This is a genomic window from Aminobacter sp. HY435 (genome assembly GCF_027568395.1).
Taxonomy (GTDB): Bacteria; Pseudomonadota; Alphaproteobacteria; order Rhizobiales; family Rhizobiaceae; genus Aminobacter.
In genome coordinates, this window is sequence record NZ_JANKZL010000003.1 from 1 (window position 1) to 25,891 (window position 25,891).

General features: G+C 62.4%; 26 protein-coding genes and 3 tRNA genes. 18 read left to right on the forward strand and 11 right to left on the reverse strand.

Annotation, left to right across the window (positions count from 1 at the left end; all coding sequences use genetic code 11):
- Nucleotides 1-9: 9 nt before the first annotated feature.
- The 5 genes from PCJ21_RS03395 to PCJ21_RS03415 form a co-directional block, all read right to left on the reverse strand.
- Complete coding sequence (locus PCJ21_RS03395; RefSeq protein WP_269929984.1) at nucleotides 10-918, reverse strand: hypothetical protein; 909 nt, start codon at nucleotides 916-918, stop codon at nucleotides 10-12.
- A gap of 115 nt (nucleotides 919-1,033) precedes the next feature.
- Nucleotides 1,034-1,420: a hypothetical protein gene (locus PCJ21_RS03400; RefSeq protein ID WP_269929985.1), complete on the reverse strand. Its 387-nt coding sequence runs from the start codon at nucleotides 1,418-1,420 to the stop codon at nucleotides 1,034-1,036.
- A 321-nt stretch (nucleotides 1,421-1,741) separates the two neighbouring features.
- The gene (locus PCJ21_RS03405) at nucleotides 1,742-2,647 is read right to left on the reverse strand and encodes a tyrosine-type recombinase/integrase (RefSeq protein ID WP_269929986.1); all 906 of its coding nucleotides are present in this window, start codon (nucleotides 2,645-2,647) and stop codon (nucleotides 1,742-1,744) included.
- 88 nt (nucleotides 2,648-2,735) lie between these two features.
- Nucleotides 2,736-3,299: a hypothetical protein gene (locus tag PCJ21_RS03410; protein WP_269929987.1), complete on the reverse strand. Its 564-nt coding sequence runs from the start codon at nucleotides 3,297-3,299 to the stop codon at nucleotides 2,736-2,738.
- Nucleotides 3,300-3,391: 92 nt separating this feature from the next.
- On the reverse strand, nucleotides 3,392-5,029 hold the full coding sequence (locus PCJ21_RS03415) for a tyrosine-type recombinase/integrase (protein WP_269929988.1): 1,638 nt from the start codon (nucleotides 5,027-5,029) through the stop codon (nucleotides 3,392-3,394).
- A 160-nt stretch (nucleotides 5,030-5,189) separates the two neighbouring features.
- Between PCJ21_RS03415 and PCJ21_RS03420 the strand changes: the two genes are divergently transcribed.
- The 5 genes from PCJ21_RS03420 (at nucleotide 5,190) to PCJ21_RS03440 (ending at nucleotide 9,292) form a co-directional block, all read left to right on the forward strand.
- Complete coding sequence (locus tag PCJ21_RS03420) at nucleotides 5,190-7,019, forward strand: PHA/PHB synthase family protein (RefSeq protein WP_269929989.1); 1,830 nt, start codon at nucleotides 5,190-5,192, stop codon at nucleotides 7,017-7,019.
- 329 nt (nucleotides 7,020-7,348) lie between these two features.
- The gene (locus PCJ21_RS03425; protein ID WP_269929990.1) at nucleotides 7,349-8,434 is read left to right on the forward strand and encodes a YcbK family protein; all 1,086 of its coding nucleotides are present in this window, start codon (nucleotides 7,349-7,351) and stop codon (nucleotides 8,432-8,434) included.
- A 78-nt stretch (nucleotides 8,435-8,512) separates the two neighbouring features.
- Nucleotides 8,513-8,587, forward strand: a tRNA-Glu gene (locus PCJ21_RS03430).
- A gap of 176 nt (nucleotides 8,588-8,763) precedes the next feature.
- Nucleotides 8,764-8,838 (forward strand) — tRNA-Glu (locus PCJ21_RS03435).
- A gap of 298 nt (nucleotides 8,839-9,136) precedes the next feature.
- Nucleotides 9,137-9,292, forward strand: a complete 156-nt coding sequence (locus tag PCJ21_RS03440; RefSeq protein WP_269929991.1) for a hypothetical protein — start codon at nucleotides 9,137-9,139, stop codon at nucleotides 9,290-9,292.
- A gap of 31 nt (nucleotides 9,293-9,323) precedes the next feature.
- Here the strand turns inward: PCJ21_RS03440 and PCJ21_RS03445 are convergent, their stop codons facing one another.
- Nucleotides 9,324-10,673, reverse strand: coding sequence for an ATP-binding protein (locus PCJ21_RS03445; RefSeq protein ID WP_269929992.1), 1,350 nt, complete (start codon nucleotides 10,671-10,673; stop codon nucleotides 9,324-9,326).
- Complete coding sequence (locus PCJ21_RS03450) at nucleotides 10,670-11,392, reverse strand: response regulator (protein WP_269929993.1); 723 nt, start codon at nucleotides 11,390-11,392, stop codon at nucleotides 10,670-10,672. The genes PCJ21_RS03445 and PCJ21_RS03450 overlap by 4 nt, the downstream gene beginning before the upstream one ends.
- 191 nt (nucleotides 11,393-11,583) lie before the next feature.
- Here PCJ21_RS03450 and PCJ21_RS03455 point away from each other — a divergent pair, with 191 nt between their 5' ends.
- From PCJ21_RS03455 to radC, 6 genes are all read left to right on the forward strand, one after another.
- Nucleotides 11,584-12,171: an EF-hand domain-containing protein gene (locus PCJ21_RS03455; RefSeq protein ID WP_269929994.1), complete on the forward strand. Its 588-nt coding sequence runs from the start codon at nucleotides 11,584-11,586 to the stop codon at nucleotides 12,169-12,171.
- A gap of 159 nt (nucleotides 12,172-12,330) precedes the next feature.
- Nucleotides 12,331-12,498 (forward strand): hypothetical protein, encoded by a 168-nt coding sequence (locus PCJ21_RS03460; RefSeq protein ID WP_269929995.1) that lies wholly within the window; start codon nucleotides 12,331-12,333, stop codon nucleotides 12,496-12,498.
- 122 nt (nucleotides 12,499-12,620) lie between these two features.
- Nucleotides 12,621-12,845 (forward strand): alkylphosphonate utilization protein, encoded by a 225-nt coding sequence (locus PCJ21_RS03465; protein WP_269929996.1) that lies wholly within the window; start codon nucleotides 12,621-12,623, stop codon nucleotides 12,843-12,845.
- Between the two features lie 351 nt (nucleotides 12,846-13,196).
- Complete coding sequence (locus PCJ21_RS03470; protein WP_269929997.1) at nucleotides 13,197-13,622, forward strand: SH3 domain-containing protein; 426 nt, start codon at nucleotides 13,197-13,199, stop codon at nucleotides 13,620-13,622.
- 136 nt (nucleotides 13,623-13,758) lie between these two features.
- A complete protein-coding gene (gene map, locus PCJ21_RS03475; protein WP_269929998.1) occupies nucleotides 13,759-14,586 on the forward strand; it encodes a type I methionyl aminopeptidase in 828 nt (275 codons plus the stop codon).
- Nucleotides 14,587-14,669: 83 nt separating this feature from the next.
- Nucleotides 14,670-15,419, forward strand: coding sequence for a RadC family protein (radC, locus tag PCJ21_RS03480; RefSeq protein WP_269929999.1), 750 nt, complete (start codon nucleotides 14,670-14,672; stop codon nucleotides 15,417-15,419).
- A gap of 187 nt (nucleotides 15,420-15,606) precedes the next feature.
- On the opposite strand, the gene tig is transcribed toward radC, so the two are convergent.
- The gene (tig, locus tag PCJ21_RS03485) at nucleotides 15,607-17,067 is read right to left on the reverse strand and encodes a trigger factor (RefSeq protein ID WP_269930000.1); all 1,461 of its coding nucleotides are present in this window, start codon (nucleotides 17,065-17,067) and stop codon (nucleotides 15,607-15,609) included.
- 342 nt (nucleotides 17,068-17,409) lie between these two features.
- Between tig and PCJ21_RS03490 the strand changes: the two genes are divergently transcribed.
- From PCJ21_RS03490 to PCJ21_RS03500, 3 genes are all read left to right on the forward strand, one after another.
- A tRNA-Leu gene (locus tag PCJ21_RS03490) sits at nucleotides 17,410-17,494 on the forward strand.
- Between the two features lie 53 nt (nucleotides 17,495-17,547).
- Complete coding sequence (locus PCJ21_RS03495) at nucleotides 17,548-18,789, forward strand: glycosyltransferase family 4 protein (RefSeq protein ID WP_269930001.1); 1,242 nt, start codon at nucleotides 17,548-17,550, stop codon at nucleotides 18,787-18,789.
- An 89-nt stretch (nucleotides 18,790-18,878) separates the two neighbouring features.
- Nucleotides 18,879-20,450 (forward strand): glycosyltransferase, encoded by a 1,572-nt coding sequence (locus PCJ21_RS03500; protein WP_269930002.1) that lies wholly within the window; start codon nucleotides 18,879-18,881, stop codon nucleotides 20,448-20,450.
- 10 nt (nucleotides 20,451-20,460) lie between these two features.
- Here PCJ21_RS03500 and PCJ21_RS03505 read toward each other — a convergent pair whose 3' ends face one another.
- Both PCJ21_RS03505 and PCJ21_RS03510 read right to left on the reverse strand, forming a co-directional pair.
- Complete coding sequence (locus PCJ21_RS03505) at nucleotides 20,461-21,069, reverse strand: GDYXXLXY domain-containing protein (RefSeq protein WP_269930003.1); 609 nt, start codon at nucleotides 21,067-21,069, stop codon at nucleotides 20,461-20,463.
- Entirely contained in the window at nucleotides 21,066-22,169 is a 1,104-nt protein-coding gene (locus PCJ21_RS03510) for a DUF2157 domain-containing protein (RefSeq protein WP_269930004.1), read from the reverse strand. Before PCJ21_RS03510 ends, PCJ21_RS03505 begins: the two co-directional genes overlap by 4 nt.
- A gap of 225 nt (nucleotides 22,170-22,394) precedes the next feature.
- Here PCJ21_RS03510 and PCJ21_RS03515 point away from each other — a divergent pair, with 225 nt between their 5' ends.
- Nucleotides 22,395-22,535 carry a DUF1127 domain-containing protein gene (locus PCJ21_RS03515; RefSeq protein WP_109577422.1) on the forward strand — a complete coding sequence of 47 codons (141 nt, stop codon included), beginning with the start codon at nucleotides 22,395-22,397 and terminating at the stop codon, nucleotides 22,533-22,535.
- 45 nt (nucleotides 22,536-22,580) lie between these two features.
- On the forward strand, nucleotides 22,581-22,721 hold the full coding sequence (locus PCJ21_RS03520; protein ID WP_269930005.1) for a DUF1127 domain-containing protein: 141 nt from the start codon (nucleotides 22,581-22,583) through the stop codon (nucleotides 22,719-22,721).
- Nucleotides 22,722-23,189: 468 nt separating this feature from the next.
- Here PCJ21_RS03520 and PCJ21_RS03525 read toward each other — a convergent pair whose 3' ends face one another.
- Entirely contained in the window at nucleotides 23,190-23,795 is a 606-nt protein-coding gene (locus tag PCJ21_RS03525; RefSeq protein ID WP_269930006.1) for a hypothetical protein, read from the reverse strand.
- Between the two features lie 101 nt (nucleotides 23,796-23,896).
- Here PCJ21_RS03525 and trmFO point away from each other — a divergent pair, with 101 nt between their 5' ends.
- Both trmFO and PCJ21_RS03535 read left to right on the forward strand, forming a co-directional pair.
- Nucleotides 23,897-25,306, forward strand: coding sequence for a methylenetetrahydrofolate--tRNA-(uracil(54)-C(5))-methyltransferase (FADH(2)-oxidizing) TrmFO (gene trmFO, locus PCJ21_RS03530; RefSeq protein ID WP_269930007.1), 1,410 nt, complete (start codon nucleotides 23,897-23,899; stop codon nucleotides 25,304-25,306).
- Nucleotides 25,307-25,318: 12 nt separating this feature from the next.
- Nucleotides 25,319-25,840: a GNAT family N-acetyltransferase gene (locus PCJ21_RS03535; protein ID WP_269930008.1), complete on the forward strand. Its 522-nt coding sequence runs from the start codon at nucleotides 25,319-25,321 to the stop codon at nucleotides 25,838-25,840.
- Nucleotides 25,841-25,891 lie beyond the last annotated feature (51 nt).

Genomic DNA, 25,891 nt, shown 5'->3' on the forward strand with positions numbered 1-25,891 from the left:
CCCCCGATTCTACATGTTTTTTGGGTCCGTCCTTTGGGGGGCCAACACCCCCCCCCCCCCCCCCCCCCCCCCGTGGGTGGTAGTGTGGCCACGCCACCGCTTGGGTGGCATGACGGTTGGCTTCATGTCCGGGGAGTTAAGCTCGGCCTCTTCCAAGGCCTGGCCGACCCACGCAAGCAAACCTTCCTTAGGGGCAACAACCAGTTGCGGACCCTTGAACTTGCCCCTAGATGAATACGTGTGTTCGGGGTCTGGCTGAAGTTCAAACCAACCCGTCTTTCGGATCAAGCAATCAAGCAAAGCAACCCCTACGCGGAACTTCACTTCCTCGGTCCATGTATCCCACGTGAGGCTATTGTCCTTCTCTTTGAGCAGGTGGTTGAACCTATTGATGTTCACGCGACGGCGATGCGTTGCTGTGGACTTGTTGCGGTCCATTTCGTCCTGGTAATGGTAGAACAGGCCGGGCTCTGTGGCCTCCCAATGGCGGACCCGCTGCTCATACTCGCAGGTGCGCCCAATCTCCATCGCCAGCGTCACCAGCTTTTGGCGCTCCTTGGCGATACCATCAAGAACAGCCCGCAGCGTGACCAATGCGGCCACGTTGGCGTCAAGCTCCTTCACGTAGGGGAGCGCAATGGGCTTCACGCCACGGGTCCGCTCCACGTCCTTGACCCACGATTTGATTGCGGCGGCCACCTCAGGCAACCATTCGGTCATGAGGCCCCTGACGGCATTAACGCGCGTCATCTGGCCCCGGCTCTCGGCAATGATTACGCGGTCCCGCATCTTGTCGGCACCAGCCCGCATCATACCGCGCTCAAGCTCAACCTGGGTCTCCCACATCGGGTGGCTCTCGGGGGCGTCCCCGGGGGTCCACTCTTTATGAAGCAGGGAGAGGTTGGCATGGATGTTCATGGAGTTCTCCATTAGGCAGTCAATGTGAAGCACACAAAGGAAAGGCCGCGCCGTAGTCGCGTGGCGCAGCCTTCATGCCTCCCTTATGCCGGGAGGCGGTGTCCCCTGATGGGTCCTACTTTGCCTTGGTCAGCCAGAACGACACGCCGGCCTCGGGGGCTTCCTTGATGCCCTCCTTGCCGGTGCGGCCGAGCGTCACCAGAGTGATGGCCTCACGACCCTTGGCGAGCTTCTTCCAGGCGTTGAACTGGTCACGGATTTTGGTCTTGACGTAGCTGTCCGTCACCTTGTCGGCCGCAACGTCCCGCTCCATGACCCAGTAGGCGTGCGGGATGAACACGTGGGGCTGCTTGCCTTCGTTGGCGTCGGCCTCGTAGCGGTCGAACAGGCCCCGGAACGGCAGCTCATTGGAGCGTGGAGCGCGGCCCAGCGTTTCCGGGATGGGCGTGCTGAAGCTGGCCTCGAAATTGAAGGAGCGCTTTTCGGCGGCTTTGGCGTTCATTTGCTTGTCGTCTCCGTGTCTGTTGTCCGAAACTTCTTCCTCAAGGTCAGCCCGGTGGCCGGGTCTCTTCTGACCTCGTATCTGTAGAGACACCCCTCCGCCAAATCCAAGTCGGTGTAGGTGCCAATCAAGGGGAGGGTGGCGAAGGTGTCTACCACTTGCCGCGCGGGGTATCCCACATGACCTCCTGTCGTGTTCTGTCCTCAATCATCTTCGTATGGCTCTGGTAAACAGCCCCCAAAGCCAACAGGATGAGGAAGGGTGCAAGCAAGGGCATTCCTTCAAAGATGGTGTCCAAAACCTTCCAGAATGCCCGGCGTATCATTTCAAGAACCTCCGCATTTCCTCGGTGCCATAGCCACCAGTCAACCTAAGGTAACCCATGGTGGTCGCAATGTCTTCATGGCGGAGGTACTGCCTCACCATGTCCAAGGGCATGTTGCAGTCCACGTGCAGGTAGCGTGCAGCCGAGCGGCGGAGGGCCTTGAGGGTTGCCCCATGTGTGTCCGCCGCGCCGATGTGTGCTCGGCATTGACCCCACCACCATACGAGCTGCTCATAGGTTAGGGTGAACATCGTAGCCCCGGGCTGCTCGGGGGCGTCTTCGAACTGCGCGATGGCCAGCTCTGCGGCCTCCTCCGAGAGGGGGAGCGTTATGTTGCCTGCGCTTGCCGTCTTGGTGCCGGGCACGGTAACGGCCATGTCCTCGGGCAGTCCATCAAGCCCCACGAAATGCGAGCGACAAAGGCGGAGCGTCTCTTCAACGCGGAAGCCTGTCCGCATCGTCCAAAAGATGAAGTGCGCAACCTGCCGAGCTTGGTGGTTCCCTTGGCCGCCGTTGTACAGTTCATCAAGCCACACCCTAAGGCGCTCGGCGTCTTCGGGTCGCAACCACCACTGAAGCTTGCGTTGCTTCTTGGGCCGCATGCCGTTGACCTGGATGCCCATGGCGGACAGGCAGTTGAGGCGCTTGGTGATGGTGGCCGGTGCCAGCCCCTCGCCATACCAGTGCGAGGTGGCCTGTTCGATCTTCTCTGGGGTGACCGCTGCGACCCGAACCTCGGATAGAAGCTCGGCGTCATCATCGTGCTCGTCGTGCGTAATGAGTACCGCGATGTCTACAAGGGCACGCTCAGCCTGGGACAGGAGCGTCTTGCCGTTATCGCGGGCTGTGGCCCAGCGCTGGCGATAGGTTCGCTTCAAGGCTTCCTGGAGTGTCTCGGACATGAATGATCCCCCTACCCTATGTGGAAAACAAAGGGGCCGACCCTAAGGCCGACCCCCAATGCTCAATCCTCGTGGTGAGGAGGGAGGGTTACTCGCCCGTGCCCGTTGCTGCGAAGCGGGCCGCCTGGGCCTCTTCGAGCGCCGCCAGTTCGGCAGCGGTGCGGGTGTGGTCGCTCGCGATTTCGGTCTCAGCAAGGACGCCCTTGATGTCGCCGGTTTCGCGGTCGATGTCGAGCACGGTGGACATCACCTCCATGCGGAACTCGCTGTCCGCCTCAAGGGTGATTTCGTCGCCGGTCTCCATGTCGAGGCCGAGCCAGTCGAGGTCTTCATAGGCGAAGACTTCGGGCGACTTGTGCGCATCGGCGTATTTCTCGCCAAGGCGGGAGGCGTAGAAAATGTGCCGTGCCGCCAACTGTGCAAGAACCAGTCCATCAGCCCACTCGGGCCGGTCGTGCTGTCCCGGGACAACCTGCCCGGTAAAGGCGTCAATCTGAAGCATGCCTTCTGCGTCCTTCTTGTGGACGAACGCAACCTTTCCGGTCAGCCCGAGGGCCACCGCTTCCGACGCACCGGCAACCGAAGAAAGGCCTTCAGGAGCGAGGGCGACCGCTGCGAACAGCGCAAGGTTGGCATGAAACAGTTTCTTCATATGGTCATATAACCTTTCAGGGTTTTCATCACTTTGCAAAGCGGGGGTCCTCCCCCCACGTCGCAAGCCATAGGCCGAAACTTAACGAAATGTCAAGCTTTTTCGACAGCAGCCAGGCGGAACTTCGGGAACTTCCCTAATGCCTCCGCCTGTGCCCTTATGGTAACCGAACCGTAACCCTGCCCAACAGACTTTGCGGCATGCCCACAGATGGCATCAAGGATGCTGTCCGATATGCCAACCTCACGACCCACCGTCTTGAACAGGTGCCGCCACCCGTGGTTTGGCCGCACGGCTGGGTCAGTGACAACCTTGCGGGCAAACGCCACAAGCACGGTGTTCATGTTGGAAACCTCAAGCGGTGTCCCGCCCTTGGTAAACACGGCGTCGGACTTGAGGCCCTCCACCATGCCGGGGAAACCCTGCTCCACCAAGTCGGCATGAAGCACAACCTCACGGTACTGCCCGGTCTTCACGGAGCCTGCGTCCGGGGTGATGGTGAGCACCCAGTTGTCTCCCTCCTTGCGGAGGTCCTGCTTGCGCATCTGGACCACCTCGCTAACGCGGGCCCCAGTGTAGGCGCAGAGCCACGGCACCCAGCGCTTGGCCCGCACTGTCCATGCGGTATCCTTGTTGCCCGCCTTGACGCCATCCGCATGCGCCAGCAGGGCACTTGCCTCCTCGGGCGTAAAGCCCTTTGAGCGGGTGACCTTGGGCCTCGACTTCACGGGAGCCTTGATGCCCTCCGCTGGGTTGGCCGTGATGCCAAGCCGTGGGTGCGCCAGTGCCCACGCAAAGAGGGCCCGCAAGGTGGCCATATCGCCCATGTACACGGTGTTCCACGATTTGCCCTCAGCGAGGCGGGCATCACGGAAGGCAATCACGTCGTCCTTCGTGATCCGCTGCGCATCGTCATGCCCTAGGACCTCCTTAAAGCGCAGCACCGTGTTCTTGCGAGTGCGATAGGTGTTGGGTGAGTGGCCGAGGGGCTCCGCCTCCTTCCACCAGCCATCAAGGAGGTCCATCAGGGAGGTGGCAGACCCCGTGCTCAAAGCCTCTGGCTTGGCGGGTGGTGTCCACTCCGGGAAGCGGTTAGCATTAGGGTCGGGCGTGAAGTCCCCAGCCGCTTGGCGCTGGCGATTGGCAAGACCATCCTTCATTGCCTGGAGGAAGGCATTAAGCGCCAGATAGCGGGAGGCCCTGTCCGTTCCTGCATACCCCTCCGCCATCAACAAGCGGTCCAGGTGCGGCCCGAAGGCGGCATCAAGGTCCTTTTCGGCCGCAGCTATGAGCCCCTCGCTTGCCGCCTCCCAGCCCTCGGCCGCCAGCTCGGGCAACTCGGGGTCTAGGCTTGCGGGCACCCACCCACCCGTTGCTCGGTCGTAGTCCAGCGCCGTGGTGCGCTCCTTTGCGTGATCTTCACGCCATGCCGTATAGAAACGCTTGGCCATGCCGTGCGCTTCCTTGGGCGAGATTGGGAGGAGGTGCTGCGATCTGAGGGCGTGCCATACGGTCGCCAGATATGCGGCCACCTGGGCTTGTCGTGTCTTGGCCTCACGCGCCACGGTGGTGCGCAATGAGATTTGCACAGCCCGCATCTTGGGTGATACCGTTAGTGTCACGGTCTCGCCATCAACTGGGATATAGAGTTTTTGGCCGATGGCCTTGGTGGCAACGTCGGTAGGAATGCGCTGGACAAACTGGTGATTGGCAGTGCCGGAACGCTTCAAGGGTCGCCTCATCTGTGGTGATGATGTATGACAGCCTTGTACGACAGTTCGGGGGCCAAATGTCAAGGAAAATGCGCAACCTAGCGGAAATGCTCAAAAGGAAGCCGCCACGCGAGACATTATGTCAATAAAAGGCCCTTTGGGAGGACCTGCGAGGACCATGGCGAAGGCAGACGATTCGGACAAGCCGAGCGGCGATTCCCCCTCCTCAGTCGAGCAGTATCTGGTGAAGGACCCCGAGCGCTTCGCGCTCAATCTCGCACGGATGATCGAACAGGCAGGCAAGGCGGCCTCCGCCTGGGCCGAACCGCGCGAAAAAGGCGAGATGCGCGACACCGTCGCCGAGCCGATGACCGACGTGGTCAAGACGTTCTCCAAGCTCACCGAATATTGGCTGTCTGATCCGCAACGCGCGCTCGAAGCCCAAACAAGGCTGTTTGCCGGCTATATGGAGGTGTGGGGCAACTCGATCCAGCGCATGGGCGGCGAACCGATCGAGGACGCGATCAAGCCGGAACGCGGCGACAAGCGGTTCCTCGACCCCGAGTGGGGCCGCAACGCCTTCTTCGACTTTCTCAAGCAAGCCTACCTGGTCACCGCGCGCTGGGCCGGCGACCTGGTCGAGCATGCCGACGGGCTGGACGAACATACGCGCCACAAGGCCGGTTTCTACGTCAAGCAGGTCACCAATGCGCTGGCGCCATCCAACTTCATCCTGACGAATCCGGAGCTGTTTCGCGAAACAGTGGCGTCGAACGGCGAAAATCTTGTGCGCGGCATGAAGATGCTGGCCGAAGACATCGCCGCCGGAAAAGGCGATCTCAAGCTTCGCCAGGCCGACTACACGCCATTCGAAATCGGCAAGAACATCGCGACCACGCCGGGCAAGGTGGTGGGCCGCAGCGACGTCGCTGAAATCATCCAGTATGCGCCGACCACCGATAAGGTGCTCAAGCGACCGCTGCTGATCTGCCCGCCATGGATCAACAAGTTCTACATCCTCGACCTGAACCCGCAGAAATCGTTCATCCGCTGGGCCGTCGAGCAGGGCCATACGGTCTTCGTCATCTCATGGATCAACCCGGACCAGCGCCACGGCCTCAAGGACTGGGAAGCCTATATCCGCGAGGGGCTGCAATATGGCCTTGACACGGTGGAACAGGCGACCGGCGAGCGCGAGGTCAACGCCATCGGCTATTGCGTTGGCGGGACGCTGCTCGCGGCGGCGTTGGCGCTCCTCGCCCAGGAAGGCGACCATCGCATCCGCTCGGTGACCTTCTTCACCACACAGGTCGACTTCACCCATGCCGGCGACCTCAAGGTGTTTGTCGACGAAGACCAGATCAGGGCGCTTGAAGGCGCGATGCGCGACAAGGGCTATCTCGACGGCACCAAGATGGCGACGGCGTTCAACATGCTGCGCTCGGGCGATCTGATCTGGCCGTATGTCATCAACAACTACATGCGCGGCAAGGAACCGACGCCGTTCGACCTGCTCTACTGGAATGCCGATTCGACACGCATGGCCGCGGCCAACCACTCCTTCTATCTGCGCAACTGCTACCTCGAGAACAATCTCTCGCAGGGGCGGATGGAACTCGCTGGGCGCACCGTGTCGCTCGCCGACATAACCATACCTGTCTACAACCTTGCGGCGCGCGAGGATCACATCGCCCCTGCCCGCTCGGTCTTCCTGGGCTGCCGGTATTTTGGCGGCGACGTCGACTACGTGGTTTCGGGTTCCGGCCATATCGCGGGCGTGGTCAATCCGCCCTCCGCCGGCAAGTATCAGTTCTGGTTCAGCGGCAAGCCTTCAGGCGACTACGACACATGGCTTGCCGGAGCCAACGAGACGCCGGGATCATGGTGGCCGCACTGGCAGAGCTGGATCGAGGCCAAGGACGGCGAGCGCGTGGCGGCGCGCAAGCCTGGCGTAAGGGGCCGCGTGCTAGAGGATGCACCCGGCAGCTATGTAAAGGTCCGCGTGTAACCACCTGTAATCCAGGGTGAGTTGACCCTCTTGGCAAAGAGGGCGAAAAGGTGGCGCCCAAACATGATCTTGCCTCAATCGAGGCCTAGCCCAACAATTGGGGGATCACAGCCACGTGATCGGGCGCCGTTTCTTTCGCGGAAACGTCGTTTGCGTTGAAGTTCGAATTCATTCGCCAAGCGTAGTTTTTGGCCTGCAGTGCGTGAGAGGGGACCGGCTTGACGTCAGGACGACTGCGATTCGCAGACCGGCGATGCGGCGTTGCGCTAACCGTATTGGTTTCGCTGTTCGCCGCATCATGCACTGCGACCGGCGAACCCGACCTCAACATGGCCAACCCGGCCCTGACAGCGACGACCCAAGGCCAGGCAACGACCGCCGAGACTGCGACCGGGCAAGCCGTTCCTGCCGACGCCACGGTGGCGACGAATATCGAAGGCTCGACGGCGCTGCCCGACCAGGTCGGTTACGTGCCGATTGCCAAGCCGGGCTCGGAAAGCCCAGCGGAAGTGGCGATCGAGACTGCAGAGCAGGTGGCGCAGCCGGCACAGGCAGCCGCCGCGGAGCAGGCCAAGACCGAAGCGGACGCACCAAAGACCGCCGAGGCGAAGCCGGGCAAGCTTCCAGCGCAGCAAGACACCGGGTTCTATCTCACCAATGGCCCCGCAGCCGAACCGGAGGCGCCGAAGAAGAAGGGATTGTTCGCATCCCTGTTCGGCTCGGCTCCAGCCAAGGCAGCCACGCCCGAGAAGGCCAAGCCGCTGATTGCGACCTCGGCGCCCGCTGCCGAAACCGCAGAGAAAGCGAAACCGGCCCCGGAGAAGGCCAAGCCACTCATCACGCTCGCGTCCGCCAAGGCCGATTCCAAGCCGCTCGAACTGGCATCGCTCGGCGGCGGATCGGGCGGCGATTCGGACTGGGCGCTGCCGGGCGTTCGCACCACCGACCTGTTCGAGATCAAGCGCAAGTCCGGAATCAACGACGACAGCGACGTCGACCTGCACGAAGACGAGGATCCGGGCCTGCAGCTCGCCTCGGCTGCAGGCATGGCGCGGCTGGCGCCAAACGGCCTGCTCAAGCAGACCGAGGGCGTCGATGTCGCCTGCCTCAAGCCGTCGCTGGTGCGCGTCCTCAAGACGGTCGAGCAGCGATTCGGCAAGAAGATGATCGTCACTTCCGGCTACCGCAATCCCGAGCGCAATCGCCGGGCGCGGGGCGCCAAGAACTCGCAGCACATGTACTGCGCGGCAGCCGACATCCAGGTGCCCGGCGTCAGCAAGTGGGAACTGGCGACCTTCCTGCGCTCCATGCCGGGCCGCGGCGGCGTCGGCACCTATTGCCACACCAATTCCGTGCATGTGGACGTCGGTCCGGAGCGCGACTGGAACTGGCGCTGCGGCCGCCGCAGTGGATAATGCGAAAAAATTGCGCGGCGCAGCAAAAGACGGGTTGCCTGCCGCAAACAACCCAATTATAGACCGCTTCACCTGAGCGCGCCCATCGTCTAGCGGTTAGGACACCGCCCTTTCACGGCGGTAACAGGGGTTCGATTCCCCTTGGGCGTACCAGGTTTTTTCCTTTTTCATTGATGCTTCGGCAGTATTTCCCTGTCTGGTGAATCGCCGGCGTCTTCACCTATGGCACACTGGCGCTCAACAAACTTTGTGGTGAAACTGGCTGCAATCCGTAGAGTTTCCGGGTTGCCTGTCGCCAACAAGCCAACTATACACCACCTCACCTGAGCGCGCCCATCGTCTAGCGGTTAGGACACCGCCCTTTCACGGCGGTAACAGGGGTTCGATTCCCCTTGGGCGTACCAGGCTTTTCAAGCGCTAAGAAGATACGGACGACGGGTAGCAAGCGGCGATCGTCTATTCATGGCGCACCCAGATCTTGCCTGGGATTCCGCTCTACCGCGCAGTTCTCCACCCGTTCCCGGTTCCAATCATTTCGGCACAGGACGGAAAGCTGCCGAAGTTGATCTCAAGTGCCAGTGCGCTAGTTCCCGGAACAGGTGGTCCGAGGCGACAGCCAGTCCGTGACCAATCATTCGCAGTCAGATGCCAGGAGCACCGGCACGTGCCCCTATTCCAAAGCAGAGGTCCCAATGAACTTCATTGCCGACTATTTTTGCTGCAATCGACGCAATCGCCGTGATGGCGCTTGTCGCTCTCGCGATCGTTTCCTTTGCCCGGCAGGAATCGGTCTGGATGGGTATCTTCACCGCAGTGGTCGCACTGTGGGCAGCAGTACGCTTCTTCGGGATCGTCTAGTCGGCGCAAAATCTGCGCCGTTTGCCCTCCTTCACGGCAGCTTGACGGTCGCGACCAATCCGCCTTCGCCCTTGTTGGCCAGTGCAAGTTCACCGCCATGAGCATGCACGATCGACCTGGCAATGGACAGCCCGAGGCCTACCCCGCCAGTTTCGCGGTTGCGTGAGCTTTCCAATCGAATGAACGGTTCGAACACGTCTTCCAGGCTTTGCTCCGGGATACCCGGCCCGTCGTCTTCGACCCTGACAGTGGCTTGGCCGTCTTCTTGGGCGAGTTCGACCCGGACAGAACCGGCATAGCGAATGGCGTTTTCGACAAGGTTGGAGATGGCGCGCTTCAGGCCGACCGGACGGCAACGCCAGACCAAGCGCTCGGGACCGGAATAGACAATCTTGTGGCCGAGCGCGACCTGATCCTCGACAAGGCCTTCGATCATTGCCGCCAGATCGACGCTGCGTGTCTCCTCGCCCTTGCTGTCCTCGCGCGCGAAGGCGAGCGTCGAATCGGTCATCGCCTGCATCTCGTCGAGGGTGCGCACGACATCTGCTTTCAGCTGATCCTCCTCGATGAACTCGGCGCGCAACCGAAGCGAGGTGATCGGCGTGCGCAAATCGTGGCTGATCGCCGCCACCATGCGCGTCCGGTCGCGGATGAAGCGCGACAGCCGCTCCTGCATGGCATTGAAGGCTTCGACGGTGGTGCGTATCTCCGCCGGTCCGGCTACGGGGATCGGCGCGACCACCTCGCCGCGCCCGAGCCTATCGGCTGAAGCTGCCAGCGCGCGCATCGGCCCGGTGATGCGCCGAACCAGCAACGCCACGGCTATCAAGGTGATGATCGCGGTGCTCCCCAGCGACATCAGCCATGGCCACGACCAGCCAATTGTCGGTGTCCTGAGCTCCGACGACGCATTGAGCCATTTGCCGTCCTCGAGCGGGATCGAGATCGACACGCCAGGCAGGTGGCTGCGCCGGCGTTGCTGGGCGCTGCGCTTGCCACCTTCGTCGGTAGGCGACTTGGCAAAGCGCACCCGGGGCATTCCTCCATGCAGGGACAGCTCTTCGCTCAATTCTCCGGCAAAGCGCGCCTCGGCCGTGGTCATGCCATTTGCCGGCAGCGTGCTCTGGTCAGCGATGACCAGACGAACGCGCCGCGAGCTGAGGGCATCGGCCAGGCGGCTCGCCATTTCCGGTGTGGCCTGGTCGATCACTTCAACAAAGGTGGCGATCCGTTCGAGCAGACCGAACTGGACGGCCGCCGCGACTGCGCGGTTTCGCTCCCCCGAAAACGCCAGGAAGCTTGCGACATAGGCCGTCACCAGCCCCGCGACCAGGAGTGCGGCGAGTTGGCCGCCAAGGCTCTTGGGCAGCAGCAGCCTCACGACGCGTCCCTCACGTCGGCGCTGAACACGTAGCCCCCGCCCCACACCGTCTTAATGATGTTCGGGTTCTTCGGATCGGTCTCGAGCTTTTTCCTCAGGCGGCTGACCTGATTGTCGATCGACCGGTCGAAGGGCTGCGCGTCGCGCCCGCTGGTCAGGTCCATGAGTTGATCGCGCGTCAGCACCATGCGCGGCCGTTGCACCAGCGCGGAAAGCAGCCGGAACTCGGCGGTGGACAAGGGGACGGCGACACCGTCCCCGCTCACCACCTCCCGCCGCGCCAGATCGAACACCCAGCGGTCGAAGACAATCTTCTTCTCAGGCGCGGCCTCCCTGGCGCGGGGCAGCGTCGTCGCCCGCCGCAGCACCGCCTTGATCCGCGCCAGCAACTCCCTCGGATTGAACGGCTTGACGACATAATCGTCGGCGCCGATCTCCAGCCCGACGATGCGGTCGGCGTCGTCGGCCATCGCGGTCAGCATGATGATCGGGATATTGAGGCTCTCGCGCAGATGCCGGCACAGCGACAGCCCATCCTCCCCCGGCATCATGACGTCAAGGATGACGAGATCGACGGCGCTGCACCGCAGGAGTTCGCGCGCTTCGGCCGCACCGGCTGCAAGCGAGATGCGCAGACCCTGCTTTTCGAGGTATCGGCCAAGCGGTTCGCGAATGTCGCGCTGATCGTCGACGACGAGTATGTGAGGCGTTGCATCCATGACCTGATTTCTATCGCAGCTTGCGCGCGCGCCTAGGGGCCAGGTGCGGCCCGGGCTTGGAAATTTGTATCAGTTTGTCGCAACGGGCCGGCTTGCACCAATGCATTACACTTTGGCGGCGTTGCTGGGATACTTCTGCGACTTGCGCCGCCTATCTCATGTTCATCGCAACTCGACAAAAGAGAGACACGATGAAAAAGACAGCAACGATCTCCGCACTGGCCGTCGCCATCGCAGCCATCGGCGCCAGCGCCGGAATGGCGCAGAACGCATCCGACGCCTCCACCGCAAAGCCCGTCGCCCAGTTGGCGAACTGGTTCGGCGGCCACGGCGGTGACAGGGATGGCCACGGCCGCGGCGGCAAGCGTGGCGACGATCGCGGCGAAGGCCGCGGCGGCAAGATGATGCGCCAGATCCAAACCTTCGACCTGAACAAGGACGGTACGGTCACGCAGGACGAGGTCGACCAGTTCCGCAAGGCGCAGATTGACAAGTTTGACGCCAACAAGGACGGCACGTTGTCGCTCGACGAATACCAGGCGCTGTGGATGGACCAAATGCGCGAGCGCATGGTCGACGCCTTCCAGGAGCACGACAATGACGGTAACGGCCAGGTGACGCTCGACGAGTTCAACAAGCGTTTCAACGGCCTGGTCGAGCGCCTCGACCGCAACGGCGACGGCAAGCTGAACGCCGACGATCGCGGCGGCCGCCGCCCGGTTGCGCCGGCCGGCGATGCCGCTCCGAAGACAGAGCCGGACGCCGCCCCCCAGCAGTAGGCGAGCCGAAGACCTCGAAGACCGACGCCACGGCTCCTCGGCCGTGGCGTCGGCATATGCATGCTGGAGTTACCCCGGCTCCGTGCCGTATGTTGGCACGAAGCCTTGGCGGTCACGTACCGCTGTGGCGCAGAGAACCTTGCCGGGGCGCCTTGCATCATGAGAATCGCAATCATCATCCTCGCCTGCCTTGCCTTGTCCGCATGTGGCATGGCCAAGGCCGCGCGGGTCGGCGGTCAGACCTTCGACAAGTACGGCTGCCTGGCACGGGACTTCAAGGGACACGCCCCATGCGACCACAGCGACGCCGAGCCGGGCAAGCCGTGACGGAGGTGCTCAGCCGCGGGACGCCAGCGACAAATGCGGCTGTTTTGCCCATGGGGGTTTACGCCATGGCGCTGGCATCCTAGTTCGGCCCGACAGCAATCTTGCAGCCTGAGGATCAGACCATGTCAGACGAGATCATTGTTCGAGACAGCAACGGCACCCAACTGAGCGAGGGTGACTCGGTCACGCTGATCAAGGACCTGAAGGTCAAGGGCACTTCCGAGACGATCAAGCGCGGCACGATGGTCAAGAACATCCGCCTCAACGGCAACCCCGGCGAGATCGAATGCAATACCAAGCAGGTCAAGGGCCTGGTGCTGAAAACCGAGTTTCTGAAAAAGGCCTGAGCCGCCTTCGTCAACGCGACTTTAAGCTCTCGGGTCCAGACTCGACGCATGTCTGGATTCGCGCTTCCAAGGTTGAGATGGCTGCTGCTCGGCGCGCTTGCGGCGGGCGGCTGGGCCATGACCCAGGAGGTCCCGAGCAAGGCTCCTCTGAACGACGGCCCGACGCGAACCGCAAGCCGGACACGTAACGACCCGGCTCCCCGCAAGGAGGCGACCGCCCCTCGCCCCAAGCTCAACGTGGCGCCACGGACTGACACTGCCGTCGTTCGCCCAAAGGCGGATGTCGAACCGCGTCCCACAAAGGTTGCTCCACAAAAGACGGCGACTGCGCAACGCCCAAAGAGCGAACCTGTGCGCCAGACAGCGGGCGTGGAGCGGCCCAAATCCGCAGTTTCGTCCCAGCAGAAAGCCCGGCGCGCAACACGTCCGCAATCCGAGCTCAAGACTGCCTCGATTTCGAAGGAACCTAAGCCCGCGCCTCGCCCGGAAACGGCGAAAACCACCGCCAAACCGTCGCCGGCCACGAGCCTGAACGTTCTGTACACCAGCACGACAGCCTATCTGCGCAAGCGCCCTGAGACTGCATCGCCGGTACTGCACAAGCTCAAGCAGGGCGAAAGCGTTCGCGTGTTTGCCCGCGACGGAAACTGGACCCTGGTTTCGGCGTCCGGGCGCAAGGGCTGGCTGCACGACGACGTGTTGAAGCCCGCCGATCCGGCGGCGCCTCGCCCCAAGGAAGCGCTGGCGGCCCCGGCCAGGCCAGCCAATCCGGGCTAGGCCCCGGCTTTTGCGGCGCAAATCGGCGCATTTGACCATGGATTTGGCATTGCGGGTTGAATCCTAAAGCGTCCGGTGCCAAATCTGCGGCAACAGTTCGCAAGTCCTTGCGACAAAGAAACACCGGCAGAAGTTCATGGTCAGCTATCTCGACGCCGCCACGGCGCCCCTCAGGAATACGGGCCAGATCCGTCTCTATGGCACGGAAGCGTTCGAAGGCATGCGCAAGGCCTGCCAGCTCACAGCGCTGTGCCTCGACGAGGTCGCCGATCGCGTCGCTCCCGGCGTTACGACCGAATCCATCGACCGCTTCGTGTTCGAATTCGGCATGGACAATGGCGCGATGCCGGCCACGCTCAACTACCGTGGCTACACCAGGTCGAGCTGCACCTCGATCAACCACGTTGTCTGCCACGGCATTCCCGACAACAAGCCACTCAAGGACGGCGATATCGTCAACATCGACGTGACCTATATCCTTGACGGCTGGCACGGCGATTCAAGCCGCATGTACCCGGTCGGCAACATCAAGCGCGCCGCCGAGCGCCTGCTCGAAGTCACCCACGAGTGCCTGATGCGCGGCATTGCCGCGGTGCGCCCAGGCGCACGCACCGGCGCCATCGGCGCGGCGATCCAGACCTATGCCGAAGCCGAGCGCTGCTCGGTCGTCCGAGACTTCTGCGGCCATGGCGTTGGCGCCCTCTTCCATGACGCGCCAAACATCCTGCATTACGGCACGGTCAATGAAGGCGTGGAGATGCGCGAAGGCATGATCTTCACCATCGAACCGATGATCAATCTCGGCCGCCCGCATGTGAAGGTGCTTTCCGACGGCTGGACCGCGGTGACGCGGGATCGCTCGCTGTCGGCGCAATACGAGCATACCGTGGGCGTCACGGCCACCGGCTGCGAGATCTTCACGCTGTCGCCCAAGGGGCTCGACCGCCCGGGCTTGCCCGCATAATATCGCCTGGCCGGTGATCGGCCAGCCGTTTGGCGCTCATCCTGCGCAGACAGGCCTGGCGCCGGTGGGGGTGGCACCGGCGAATGGCGAACAGCGATCATGACGAGCGCGGTTTTTTCGGCGAGCAAGCCGCTGCACCAATCAAGCGCGACCCCGCACCGGAAAAACCCCACTATCTCGGGCATCGCGACAGGCTGCGCGAACGCTTTTCCGCATCCGGAGACGCGCTTGCCGACTACGAGTTGCTGGAACTCCTCCTGTTCAGGCTGATCCCACGCGCCGACACCAAGCCGGTGGCCAAGGCCCTGCTCGGCCGCTTCGGCACGCTGGCCGAGGTTCTTGGCGCGCCGGCCAGCCTGCTGCAGGAGACAAAGGGCATCGGCCCGGCGGTCGCGCTCGACCTGAAGATCATCGCGGCGTCCGCCAGGCGCATGGCGCGCGGCGAAATCAGCGGCCGCGAGATCCTGTCATCGTGGAACCTGGTGCTCGATTATTGCCGCGCCGCGATGGCGTTCGAGGAGCGAGAACAGTTCCGCATCCTGTTTCTTGACAAGAAGAACGTGCTGATCGCCGACGAGGTCCAGCAGCAGGGTACTGTCGACCACACCCCGGTCTATCCCCGCGAAGTGATCAAGCGGGCGCTGGAACTGTCGGCAACGGCAATCGTGCTCGTGCACAACCACCCCTCCGGCGATCCGACGCCATCGCGCGCCGACATCGATATGACCAAGACCATCATCGAGACGGCCAAGCCTCTGGGCATCGCCGTGCACGACCACATCATCATCGGCAAGAAAGGTTTTGCCAGCATGAAGGGCCTGCTGCTGATCTAGCGCATCGGCCCGAAAATCGGACCCGATTTTCGGAAAGCACGATGCGCCAACCCAGTAAGTTAGAGCGTCCTTTGTGCGTCCATTCGGACGCACGGCGCTCTAGCCGCCGGCGCGCTGCTACACGCGAAAACCAAAGGGCCGCCGGATTTCCCCGGCGGCCCTTGGCGTTCCGATCGGTCGCGTCGCCTTATTCGGCGTCGCCTTCCTTGGCCTTCTTCTTCGGAGCGGCCTTCTTCTTGGGCTCTTCGCCCTCAGCCTTGTCGGCCTTCTTGGCCGAAGCCTTCTTGGCCGGCTTTTCCGAACCTTCTTCTTCGTCGTCGGCGAGCAGTTCTTCCTTGCTCACCTTCTTGTCGGTGACGGAGATCTGCGACAGCAGGTGATCGACGACCTTCTCTTCGAACAGCGGCGCGCGCAGGTTGACCATCGCCGACGGGTTGTTGCGGTAGAAGTCGAACACTTCCTGCTGCTGGCTGGCCGGATAGCGGCGGATCGTGTCGAACAGGCCGCGCTGCAGTTCTTCGTCAGTGACGGTTACGCCGGCCTTCTCGCCCATTTCGGCGAGGACCAGGCCCAAGCGCACGCGGCGCTCGGCCAGGCGCTGGTACTCGGCGCGGGCCTCTTCTTCCGTCGTCTCTTCGTCGGCGAAGGTGCGGCCGGCGATTTCGAGATCGCGGCTGACCTGGGTCCAGATGTTGTTGAACTCAGCTTCGACGAGCTTCGAGGGAGCCTCGAACTTGTAGTTGGCGTCGAGCTGGTCGAGCAGCTGGCGCTTGACCTTCTGGCGCGTCATGGCGCCGAACTGGTTCTCGATCTGGCCGCGCACGATTTCACGCAGCTTTTCGAGCGACTCGAGGCCGAGGTTCTTGGCGGTCTCGTCGTTGACTTCGAGCTTGCCGGGAGCCGCGACTTCCTTGACGGTGACGTCGAAGGTCGCTTCCTTGCCGGCCAGGTGCGAGGCCTGGTAGTTCTCGGGGAAGGTCACGGTGACGAGCTTCTCGTCGCCAGCCTTGGCGCCGATCAGCTGATCTTCGAAGCCCGGGATGAATTCCTTCGAGCCGAGGACCAGCGGCTGGTCGCCACCGGTGCCGCCGTCGAAGGCGACGCCGTCGATCTTGCCGACGTAGTCGATGGTGACGCGGTCGCCTTCAGCGGCCTTGCCTTCCTTCGTCTCGTACGAACGCGCCGACTCGGCGACGCGGTTGACCTGCTCGTCGATCTCGCTTTCCGGAACGTCGTAGACCGGGCGCGTGACCTTGATGTCGGAGAAGTCCTTGATCTCGATCGCCGGGATCACTTCGTAGCTCAGCGAGAATTCGAAGTCGGCGCCGCCGGCGAGGATCTTCTCGGCTTCCTTCTCGTCTTCGGTCATCACGACGTCGGGCTGCATCGCAGCCTTTTCGCCGCGGTCAGCAATGATCGTGCGGGTCGAGTCGGTCAGGATCTCGTTGACGACTTCGGCCATGAACGACTTGCCGTACATCTTGCGGATGTGCTGCATCGGCACCTTGCCGGGACGGAAGCCGTTGATGCGGACCTTGTCCTTGGCATCCGAAAGGCGCTTGGCAAGACGGGCTTCCATGTCGCCGGCGGGAACCGTGACCTTGATCTCGCGCTTGAGACCGGAGTTGAGCGTTTCGGTGACCTGCATCATCAAACCTTTGTTTTCAGGTATGGCGCGACATAACGGCTCTACCGCCGCTACGCCTGCCGGAAATCGTTTGCCGGGGTGGCTTCAAGTTCGCAATTCGGTGTCCGGGCTCCGCCACTTGCGGTCCGATTGTGCCGCCGTTCTCCGTAGATGCAGATAAGTTGTTGTTATTCCTACTTCTTATCACATCAAACAAAGACGGATTCTTGCGTCCCATCATATTCGACTGGCCTTTTGTCACAGGCGGGCCGAATTTTCAACCATCTTCGCGGTTTCTCCCGGCTCCGCTCAATTGGCTGCGACATTGACAGAATGATGGCAGCGTGAGATTGGCGTTCGCATGCGGATGTGGCGGAACTGGTAGACGCCCTGGATTTAGGTTCCAGTGCCGAGAGGCGTGTAGGTTCGACTCCTATCATCCGCACCATAGTCGCTCTGCCCAGCGGTAAAAACAGACCTCGTGCCAAGAGCGTTGTTGCCGTGGAAGAACCAAGCCAGTTAGCCATATTAGCCGCGCGCGCGAACCAGCCTTCCGGGCAGGCGTCGAGAACCCTGCACATCTCGTCCGACGCCGCATGGCCGCCGATTTCGGGAGGAGACCTTCGAAACTGGCAGAATATCAAGGCGCTTGCAGCGTTGGGCGACGTCGTGGCCGTATCCGTTTATGAGCCAACAACTCCTGCGACGCTTGCGGATCCGCGCATACGCCTGATGCCCCTCGCCACGGCAGCCGAAAACGCAAGCTCGCCGCGGCTGGCCAGACGACGGACAGGTATCGACACACGCGTCTCCGAGATTTCGCTGGCCAGACTGAATGCTGTCGCGCGAGACTTCCAGCCGGACACCATAGTCGTCGAAGGGATTCCGCTGTTTCCGCTGCTTGCGCACGTGCGGGCGCTCGCCCCGACCATCGTGCTCGACATGCACAACATAGAGTCGGATCTGGCGCGGCAGATGCTGCCGAAGATGGGGTGGCTTTCGACACGCTTTTCCAAGCCAGGCCGCCGTGTCAGGCGCATGCGTGACATGGAATTGCGGTCCTTGCGCATGGTCGACAAGGTATGGGTTTGCTCGGTCCAGGACCGCGAACGTCTCGCCAGGCTTTGCGGCGGCAGCGTGTCGGCCGATGTCGTGCCCAACGGCATACCGCGCTTCGACCAGATCCCGCACAGGCTCATTGACAGGCCCGTGATGACCAACGGGCAAGCGGTGGTGCTGTTCGTCGGCCATCTCAACTATCCGCCCAATATCGACGCAGCGACAAGGCTGGCGACACAAGTCATGCCACGCTTGCGGGCGCGACTGGGCGACGCGCGGCTGATCATAGCAGGCCGCGACCCCAATCAGCGAGTTCTCGACCTCGCCGGACTGCCCGACGTCGTGCTGATCCCCGACCAACAGGACCTGGCTCCGCTCTACAGGCAGGCGCACGTCACCATCGTGCCTCTGGACAGCGGTGGCGGTACAAGGCTCAAGATCCTTGAAGCCATGGCTTGGGGATTGCCGGTGGTCGCAACACGGCTTGCCGCCGAAGGCCTTGGTCTGGTCGATGGAGCCGATATCGACTTCGCCGTCACCGAAGACGAACTGGCGGCAAATGCGGCGGCGCTCTGCCGTGACGAGGAGTTGTGGCAGCGACGTCGAACCCACGCCCGAAAGACTGCAGTCCAGCGCTTCGGCCCAGACGCGATTGATGCCGCGGTGAAAAAGAGCCTGGGCTGAGACCTGTTATTTCGCACCTTGATTAGGTCCAGCTAAAGATGCGATGAAGCCAATGGAATATCCGCTCCCTTGGATTTGACTGGTATTGCATGACAATTCCACGCATTCTTCATCAAACTTGGAAGACGGACAGAATTCCTGAAAAATTCCTAGCTTGGTCAGAGAGTTGGGACAAGCATAACCCAGGATGGCAACGGATACTGTGGAGCGACCGGATGTTGCTCGACTTCGTTGCCGAGCACTATCCGGAATATCTGGCGATCTATTGCAGCTATTGGAACGGCGTACAGCGCGCCGATGCCGCGCGTTACATGCTGCTGCACCATTTCGGCGGGGTCTACGCTGACCTGGACTGCGAATGCGTTGGTTCGTTCGAGCTCATTACCCAGGAAAACCGCATCGTCGTCTGTAGAGAGCCTGACGTTCACGCAAAAGATCAGACCAAGGTGCGAAACCTGCCCTACCTGCTGTTCAACGGCACGATGGCCAGCCCCGCGGGCCACCCTTTCTGGCGCCACCTGCTGACCTACCTTCCCCTGGTCAAGGATGCCAAGGACGTGCTGGACGCGACAGGCCCATGCCTTTTGACGGCATCCCAACTCAGCTACGCAGACCAGGCGGCATTCGCGATCCATCCCAGTTCGCTGTTTGCCCCGGCCGACCGCGAGGGGGGAACGCCGGGACCACCCGATCCTTCGACCCTTTCCGTGCATCACTGGGCCGGCACCTGGTGGATTCGCCCCAAGCCTGCCTCGGCTTTGGCGCACCTGCGACGCCTCTATTACCAAGCTCGACATGAGTTGACCAAGGGTGAGCAACTTGATGTAGCCGCGGCCCAATCGGCTGTGGATCAAGCCGCCATCACCCGACCGGCGCCCTCAGGAAAGAACATTGCGATACTGGTGCCGCTGCGCGACGCGAGCGAACATATCGCGCCGTTCTTTGCCGCCCTGGCCCGGATCGAGCATCCCAAGGAACGCATCAAGCTGGTGTTTTGCGAAGGCGACAGCGTCGATGACAGCTGGGAACGGCTGGTCGAGGCGACAGCGCCACTGAAAACCATCTATCGCGATATCGTTCTGTTGAGGAAAGACCTCGGCAACAAGATGGACCGTGCGAAGCGCTGGAAACCCAAGCTGCAGCGAAAACGCCGCGCCGCGCTTGCTTCGGTGCGAAACCACCTTATCGACCATGGCATCGATGCCGACGACGATTGGGCGCTGTGGATCGATGTTGATGTCTGGCGCTATCCAACCGACGTCATAACGAGTCTTGTGAATTCAGGCGGCCGGATCGTCGTGCCAAATTGCACGGTGACCCCCGGGGGCGCCAGCTTCGACCTGAACAGTTTTGTCGCCGTTCATAGGCGGAAGGACTATCGATATTACCGGGCAATCCGCAACGGGCTTTATCAACCTCCGGCCAAGGAAAATAGCCGGCTCTACCTGAGCGACCTTCGCGAAGTATCCAGCGTCAATCTCGACGGCGTCGGCGGGGCCATGCTTCTCGTCGACGCAGCACTACATCGCGGCGGTCTGCGTTTCCCGGAAATCCCCTACAAGTTCCTGATTGAAACCGAGGGACTCGCAGCTATCGCCAACGACCTCGGCATCGTGCCGCTCGGCCTGCCGCAGGTCGAGGTCCTGCATGTTCCCTGGTGAGCCAGCCGCCTTAGTAGAGCGGCTCCTCGAAGAGCATCGTATCGCCGTCCATCAGCGCCTTGATCTGGGCACTGCCATCTCTGTCCACCGCGACCTTGACGCCGAAGCTGCGCAATTCGGGCTCCGCCCCGGCATTGCGCCGACGCATTTCTTCCTCGATCGCCAAACCTTCGCCTTCCGGCACATAATAGCGTTCGATGCCGTAGTCGACTGCGATGGTCGAGCCGGGCGACAGGCTCCAGCCACTGGAGACAGTGCCGCGGATGTCGACTTCGTCGGCGCCAGCAACGGTTGAATCGATGCCGAGCCAGGCCGTGCTGGCGCTCCAATAACCATCGGCACCCTTCTTGAGCCTGACGACAATCGGGCCTTCGGCCGAGGCGAGTTCGCCCTGAGGCAGATTTTCCACCTTTTCGACCGGAATGCGCGAGATGTCATAGCCGAGCCGGACATAGTCGCCGCGCAGCAGGTCGCGCGGATCGACGGGCTCGACCTTGAGCAGCACTTCCGCACCATCCCGAAGAACGGCAGCCCGCCCAGCGATCATCCAGCCGAGAAAACCGATCTGCACAAGCGCCAGTGCGATGGCGGCAACAACAAGCCTGTAGCGGGACATCATGCGTTTCCTCCAGCGAGTTGAGGCCTCATGCGGCGTTCGATCCGGATGATCGCATAGGCGAGCCCGGCCAGGATGACTGCAGCCGCGAAGAAGAAGCCCGCAGTGCCCAGCATGGAGCCGACGGTCACGCCGTAGACGATCGCCAACTGGAACGCGAAGCCGAGATAGGCGATCCAGCGCAGCGCACGGCTTTCGCGCCCCAGGAAGACAATGACCGCCGCGATCACCGCAAGCGCAATAGCCGAAGCAACTACAAAACCGCCGTCGTCGGCCAGGTCGACCTGCAAGATGCCGATGCCGGTGAGGAAGCCGATCAGCCCATGCAGCGGCAGCCGGCCTCCCAGTTGCAAGATGTGCTCGACCTGGACCGGCGCCAGCGCGGCAACGGCCAGCACGGCCGCCGATACGACGGCAAGGACGGTCGCGATCTCGAACGTATCGTAGTGCAGCGCCAGCAGGAGCGCGTAAAAGATGAGAGACAGCACGATCAGGTGGCGGGCAGCCATGCTACGCGTCCACAGCGACAACCCCCACAGCACCGCCATCAGAACCGGAAACAGGTGCGGGAATGCCTCTCGGCGGAAGAACTCGAAACCCTTCAGCACCAGCCATGCATCGGCGATGCCGACCGCGGCGACCGTCAGGGCATGCGAGCGCAATGCCGCAGCGGCGATTGCCGTGCCTATGCCCCAGGTCAGGACTGCCGAGGCTTCGTCGCCGGAGAAGTGATACATCTGGCCGATCAACGCGATCGAGCCGCCAAAGGCAGCCGCAGCAACCAGCCACAGCGCTTCGCCAAAGCCAAGGTTGCCACGCAGCTTGATTGCCGCGCCGCCGACATAACCGGCAAGGATGACCGCAAACAGCGCGGCCACGCGCACCGCGCGCGGGATGGCTTCCCAGTTCGCGGCGACAAGAATGAGTATCGCCGCGCCGAACAACAGCGCAGCCATGATCGCCAGGATCGAACCGAAATCGAGGCCGCTGCGTTCCCTGGTTTCGACGTCGCGGACCAGCGTATCGGCGGTTGCGCCATCGACAAGCCCGCTTTCGACCCAGCGAGCAATGTCCTTCTTCACCTTGGTGGCATAGCTTGCCATGCGTCACTGTCCCCCATCATGCACTGCGGTATCGGTCCAAGCCGTTGGCTATTATGGCGGAATCTCGCCTCGGTCACAATTATGACCAAACCGTAAATGTCCATTAATGTTGCATTGCACAAAACGCATTGCTGCCATGCGAGCATAGCGCTTCATTTTTGTGCAAGGCCATCCTATCTACGCCCCGTACACAGAAGAGCGAAAAAAGACGAACGGGATACGAAGATGAACCTGATCCGCAACTACCGCAACTGGCGCCGCTACCGTGAAACCGTCTCCGAGCTGAGCCGCCTGTCGAACCGTGAATTGACCGACCTGGGCATCACCCGCAGCGACATTCATTTCGTCGCGCGCAAGGCCGTCTGATAGCCCTACACCGAACCAACCGTACGAACCGAAAAGAGAACGAAAATGAACTTGCTCCGCACCTACCGTAACTGGCGCGCTTATCGCGAGACGGTAAACGAGCTGGGCCGTCTGTCCAACCGCCAGCTTGCCGACCTCGGCATCAACCGCGGTGAAATCTCGGCGATCGCTCGTCGCGCCATCTAATTCAAGGTTTCCGCCAGGGTCGACCTCCTCCCCGACCCTTCCGGATCGGTCAGCTTACTCCTCCTCCCAACGAGCTGACCACCCTAACACACCCGCCGGATCTCCTCCCCCGGCGGGTGTCGTTTCCGACAAGAGTTTCGCCCTCTTTCATCTGGCGAAAAGAATTTTGCCTGCGCCGACCTCCTCCCCGGCAAAGGCGAATAGGTCAGCTTCCTCCTCCTCCCTGAGGCTGACCACCATAACGACGCCCGCCGGCTCTCCTCCCTCCGGCGGGCGTTGTTCTCCAAAAGAGCTTCGTCCTCTTTCATCTGGCGAAAAGAATTTTGCCTGCGCCGACCTCCTCCCCGGCAAAGGCGAATAGGTCAGCTTCTTCCTCCTCCCTGAGGCTGACCACCATAACGACGCCCGCCGGCTCTCCTCCCTCCGGCGGGCGTTGTCGTGTCTGGTGGTCTGGTAAGTCCACGATCGTCAGTCCAGCGCGCCGCTTTCGAGAACGCCGCGCTGCTTCCACTCATTGAGTGGAAGGATGTCCGGCGCGCCACCCATCGGCGCATACCAAGAATCGACTGCCCATTTGACGCCGTCGGGCGAACTGACCACCGCCGTCCAGTGGGGGTATCTTCCATCGAGCAGAAATCCGCGCGAGGTGCGCGACTGGACCTTGTGATGCTTGAGTAGCCCGCGCCCCTGGAGATAGCGCAGCAATGCATCGGTGTTGGTCGACTCGTCGACGCAATCCATCTGGCCCTTGATCTTGGACGCCCCGAACTCGGATTTCGGCTGGTCACGCACGCCCGTCACCTGCTGCGCGCGCTTTTCGAAATAGCTCACCGCTTTGGCAATCGCCGCGCGTTCGGCGGCGGGCGAGGCCCTGCCGGCAGAAAGGATCGCGGCAAGGCGCCTGGCGTCGGCCGGCCCAAGGTCGAGCCTGGCGCGAAAGGCGCAGCCATAACCGTGGCAAATAGTCAGGCGGGCTGCGCCGGACGCCGCATTGGCTGGTTGGAAAAAGCTGCCGGCGACGGACATTGCAAGTGCGGCAACAAGCGACAGATGAGGAATTGCGATCATCGTCATGGGCGCATCATAGGAGGCGCGGCGCATCATCCGCAAGGCTGTGGACCTCCGAGCGAAGCGCAATCGTTGCATTCCCAACACCAAGGGATTATTCCGGCCCCATGAGCACAAAACCTATTCACATCGTCGGCGGCGGCCTCGCCGGTTCGGAAGCAGCATGGCAGGCGGCGGAGGCTGGTGTACCCGTCATCCTGCATGAAATGCGTGGCGCGCGCGGCACCGACGCCCACAAGACCGATGGCCTTGCCGAACTGGTCTGCTCCAATTCGTTCCGCTCAGATGACGCAGAAACCAACGCGGTGGGGCTGCTGCACGCCGAAATGCGGCTTGCCAACTCGCTGATCATGTCGTCGGGCGACGCCAACCAGGTTCCGGCCGGCGGCGCATTGGCCGTCGACCGCGACGGCTTTTCCGATGCCGTGACCGCGCGGCTCGAGGCGCACCCGCTGATCACCATCGTGCGCGAGGAAATCACCGGCCTGCCGCCAGCCGACTGGGACCAGACGATTATCGCCACGGGCCCGCTGACGGCGCCTTCCCTGGCCGAGGCCATCGCCGCCGGAACCTCGTCGGATGCGCTCGCCTTCTTCGACGCGATCGCGCCGATCGTGCATTTCGACAGCATCGATATGACCACCTGCTGGTTCCAGTCGCGCTACGACAAGGTCGGGCCCGGCGGAACCGGCAAGGACTACATCAACTGCCCGATGGACAAGGCGCAATACGAGGCCTTCGTGCAGGCACTGATGGACGGCCAGAAGACCGAATTCAAGGAATGGGAAGGCACACCCTATTTCGACGGCTGCCTGCCGATCGAGGTGATGGCGGAACGCGGTCCGGAAACGCTGCGCCACGGCCCGATGAAGCCGATGGGCCTGACCAACGAGCACAACCCCGAGGTCAAGGCCTATGCGGTGGTTCAGCTCCGTCAGGACAATGCGCTCGGCACGCTCTACAACATGGTCGGCTTCCAGACCAAGCTGAAGCATGGCGAACAGGTACGCATCTTCCGCATGATCCCCGGCATGGAGAATGCCGAGTTCGCGCGCCTCGGCGGCCTGCACCGCAACACCTATCTCAATTCGCCGACGCTGCTCGACCCGTCGCTGCAGTTGAGGTCGCGCCCCGGCCTGCGCTTCGCCGGCCAGATCACCGGCTGCGAGGGCTATGTAGAGAGCGCCGCCATCGGCCTGTTGGCCGGACGCTTCGCCGCGGCCGAGCGCCTTGGCCGGACGATGACGCCGCCGCCTGCCACCACGGCCTTCGGCGCGCTGCTCAACCACATCACCGGCGGGCACCTGGTTTCCCATGACGAGCCCGGCAAGCGCTCATTCCAGCCGATGAACGTCAATTTCGGCCTGTTCCCCGAGATCGAGGCGCCCAGGGTCGAAGGCAAGCGCCTGCGCGGCAAGGAAAAGACCATCGCCAAGAAGAAGGCGATGACCGGACGCGCGCTGGCCGACTGCCGCGCCTGGCTCGGCCTCGGCCCAGTGGCGCAGGCCGCCGAATAGGCTCTGCGGATCATGGCTCCCCCCGAAACGGCGCGCCTGATCCTGCGAGAATTGCGCATGAGCGACACCGCCGACCTGCTGGCGGTGTTTTCGGACCCATATGCGCAACGCTTCTATCCCGAAATGACCAGTGAGGCGGCGGCGGCCGAATGGGTCGAGCGCAATCTCAAGCGCTATCGGCAGGCCGGTTTCGGCCTATGGGCGATGATCGACCGGGCAAGCGGCGCACTGATCGGCGACTGTGGCCCGACCTGGCAGGACGCCGGCGGACAACGCGTTCTGGAAATCGGCTATCATGTGGCACCGGCCTGGCGTGGGCGCGGCCTGGCGCTCGAGGCCGCGCGTGCGGCCATGGCCTACGGCTTTGCCACAACAGAAGAGCCCGAGATCGGCTCGATCGTGGCACCGGACAATGTCGCTTCGGCAAGTGTCGCGCGGCGGCTGCACGGCGACGTGCGCCGCTACGTCAATGCGCGGGGGCTCGACCGCTTTTTCTTCTTTACCAGGCGGGACCAGCGCGCGCCGGATTCTTGAGCACTCCGGCCTGGCCCCTACGATTTCTGGAGCCCAGCGGCGTCCAGGGCT

Excerpts from the sequence above, each read along its gene's own strand:
- PCJ21_RS03395 (WP_269929984.1), bottom strand. The coding sequence starts at position 918 with ATGAACATCCATGCCAACCTCTCCCTGCTTCATAAAGAGTGGACCCCC.
- PCJ21_RS03400 (WP_269929985.1), bottom strand. The coding sequence starts at position 1,420 with ATGAACGCCAAAGCCGCCGAAAAGCGCTCCTTCAATTTCGAGGCCAGC.
- PCJ21_RS03405 (WP_269929986.1), bottom strand. The coding sequence starts at position 2,647 with ATGTCCGAGACACTCCAGGAAGCCTTGAAGCGAACCTATCGCCAGCGC.
- PCJ21_RS03410 (WP_269929987.1), bottom strand. The coding sequence starts at position 3,299 with ATGAAGAAACTGTTTCATGCCAACCTTGCGCTGTTCGCAGCGGTCGCC.
- PCJ21_RS03420 (WP_269929989.1), top strand. The coding sequence starts at position 5,190 with ATGGCGAAGGCAGACGATTCGGACAAGCCGAGCGGCGATTCCCCCTCC.
- PCJ21_RS03425 (WP_269929990.1), top strand. The coding sequence starts at position 7,349 with ATGGCCAACCCGGCCCTGACAGCGACGACCCAAGGCCAGGCAACGACC.
- PCJ21_RS03450 (WP_269929993.1), bottom strand. The coding sequence starts at position 11,392 with ATGGATGCAACGCCTCACATACTCGTCGTCGACGATCAGCGCGACATT.
- PCJ21_RS03455 (WP_269929994.1), top strand. The coding sequence starts at position 11,584 with ATGAAAAAGACAGCAACGATCTCCGCACTGGCCGTCGCCATCGCAGCC.
- PCJ21_RS03460 (WP_269929995.1), top strand. The coding sequence starts at position 12,331 with ATGAGAATCGCAATCATCATCCTCGCCTGCCTTGCCTTGTCCGCATGT.
- PCJ21_RS03465 (WP_269929996.1), top strand. The coding sequence starts at position 12,621 with ATGTCAGACGAGATCATTGTTCGAGACAGCAACGGCACCCAACTGAGC.
- map (WP_269929998.1), top strand. The coding sequence starts at position 13,759 with ATGGTCAGCTATCTCGACGCCGCCACGGCGCCCCTCAGGAATACGGGC.
- radC (WP_269929999.1), top strand. The coding sequence starts at position 14,670 with ATGGCGAACAGCGATCATGACGAGCGCGGTTTTTTCGGCGAGCAAGCC.
- tig (WP_269930000.1), bottom strand. The coding sequence starts at position 17,067 with ATGCAGGTCACCGAAACGCTCAACTCCGGTCTCAAGCGCGAGATCAAG.
- PCJ21_RS03500 (WP_269930002.1), top strand. The coding sequence starts at position 18,879 with ATGACAATTCCACGCATTCTTCATCAAACTTGGAAGACGGACAGAATT.
- PCJ21_RS03505 (WP_269930003.1), bottom strand. The coding sequence starts at position 21,069 with ATGATGTCCCGCTACAGGCTTGTTGTTGCCGCCATCGCACTGGCGCTT.
- PCJ21_RS03510 (WP_269930004.1), bottom strand. The coding sequence starts at position 22,169 with ATGGCAAGCTATGCCACCAAGGTGAAGAAGGACATTGCTCGCTGGGTC.
- PCJ21_RS03515 (WP_109577422.1), top strand. The coding sequence starts at position 22,395 with ATGAACCTGATCCGCAACTACCGCAACTGGCGCCGCTACCGTGAAACC.
- PCJ21_RS03520 (WP_269930005.1), top strand. The coding sequence starts at position 22,581 with ATGAACTTGCTCCGCACCTACCGTAACTGGCGCGCTTATCGCGAGACG.
- PCJ21_RS03525 (WP_269930006.1), bottom strand. The coding sequence starts at position 23,795 with ATGACGATGATCGCAATTCCTCATCTGTCGCTTGTTGCCGCACTTGCA.
- trmFO (WP_269930007.1), top strand. The coding sequence starts at position 23,897 with ATGAGCACAAAACCTATTCACATCGTCGGCGGCGGCCTCGCCGGTTCG.
- PCJ21_RS03535 (WP_269930008.1), top strand. The coding sequence starts at position 25,319 with ATGGCTCCCCCCGAAACGGCGCGCCTGATCCTGCGAGAATTGCGCATG.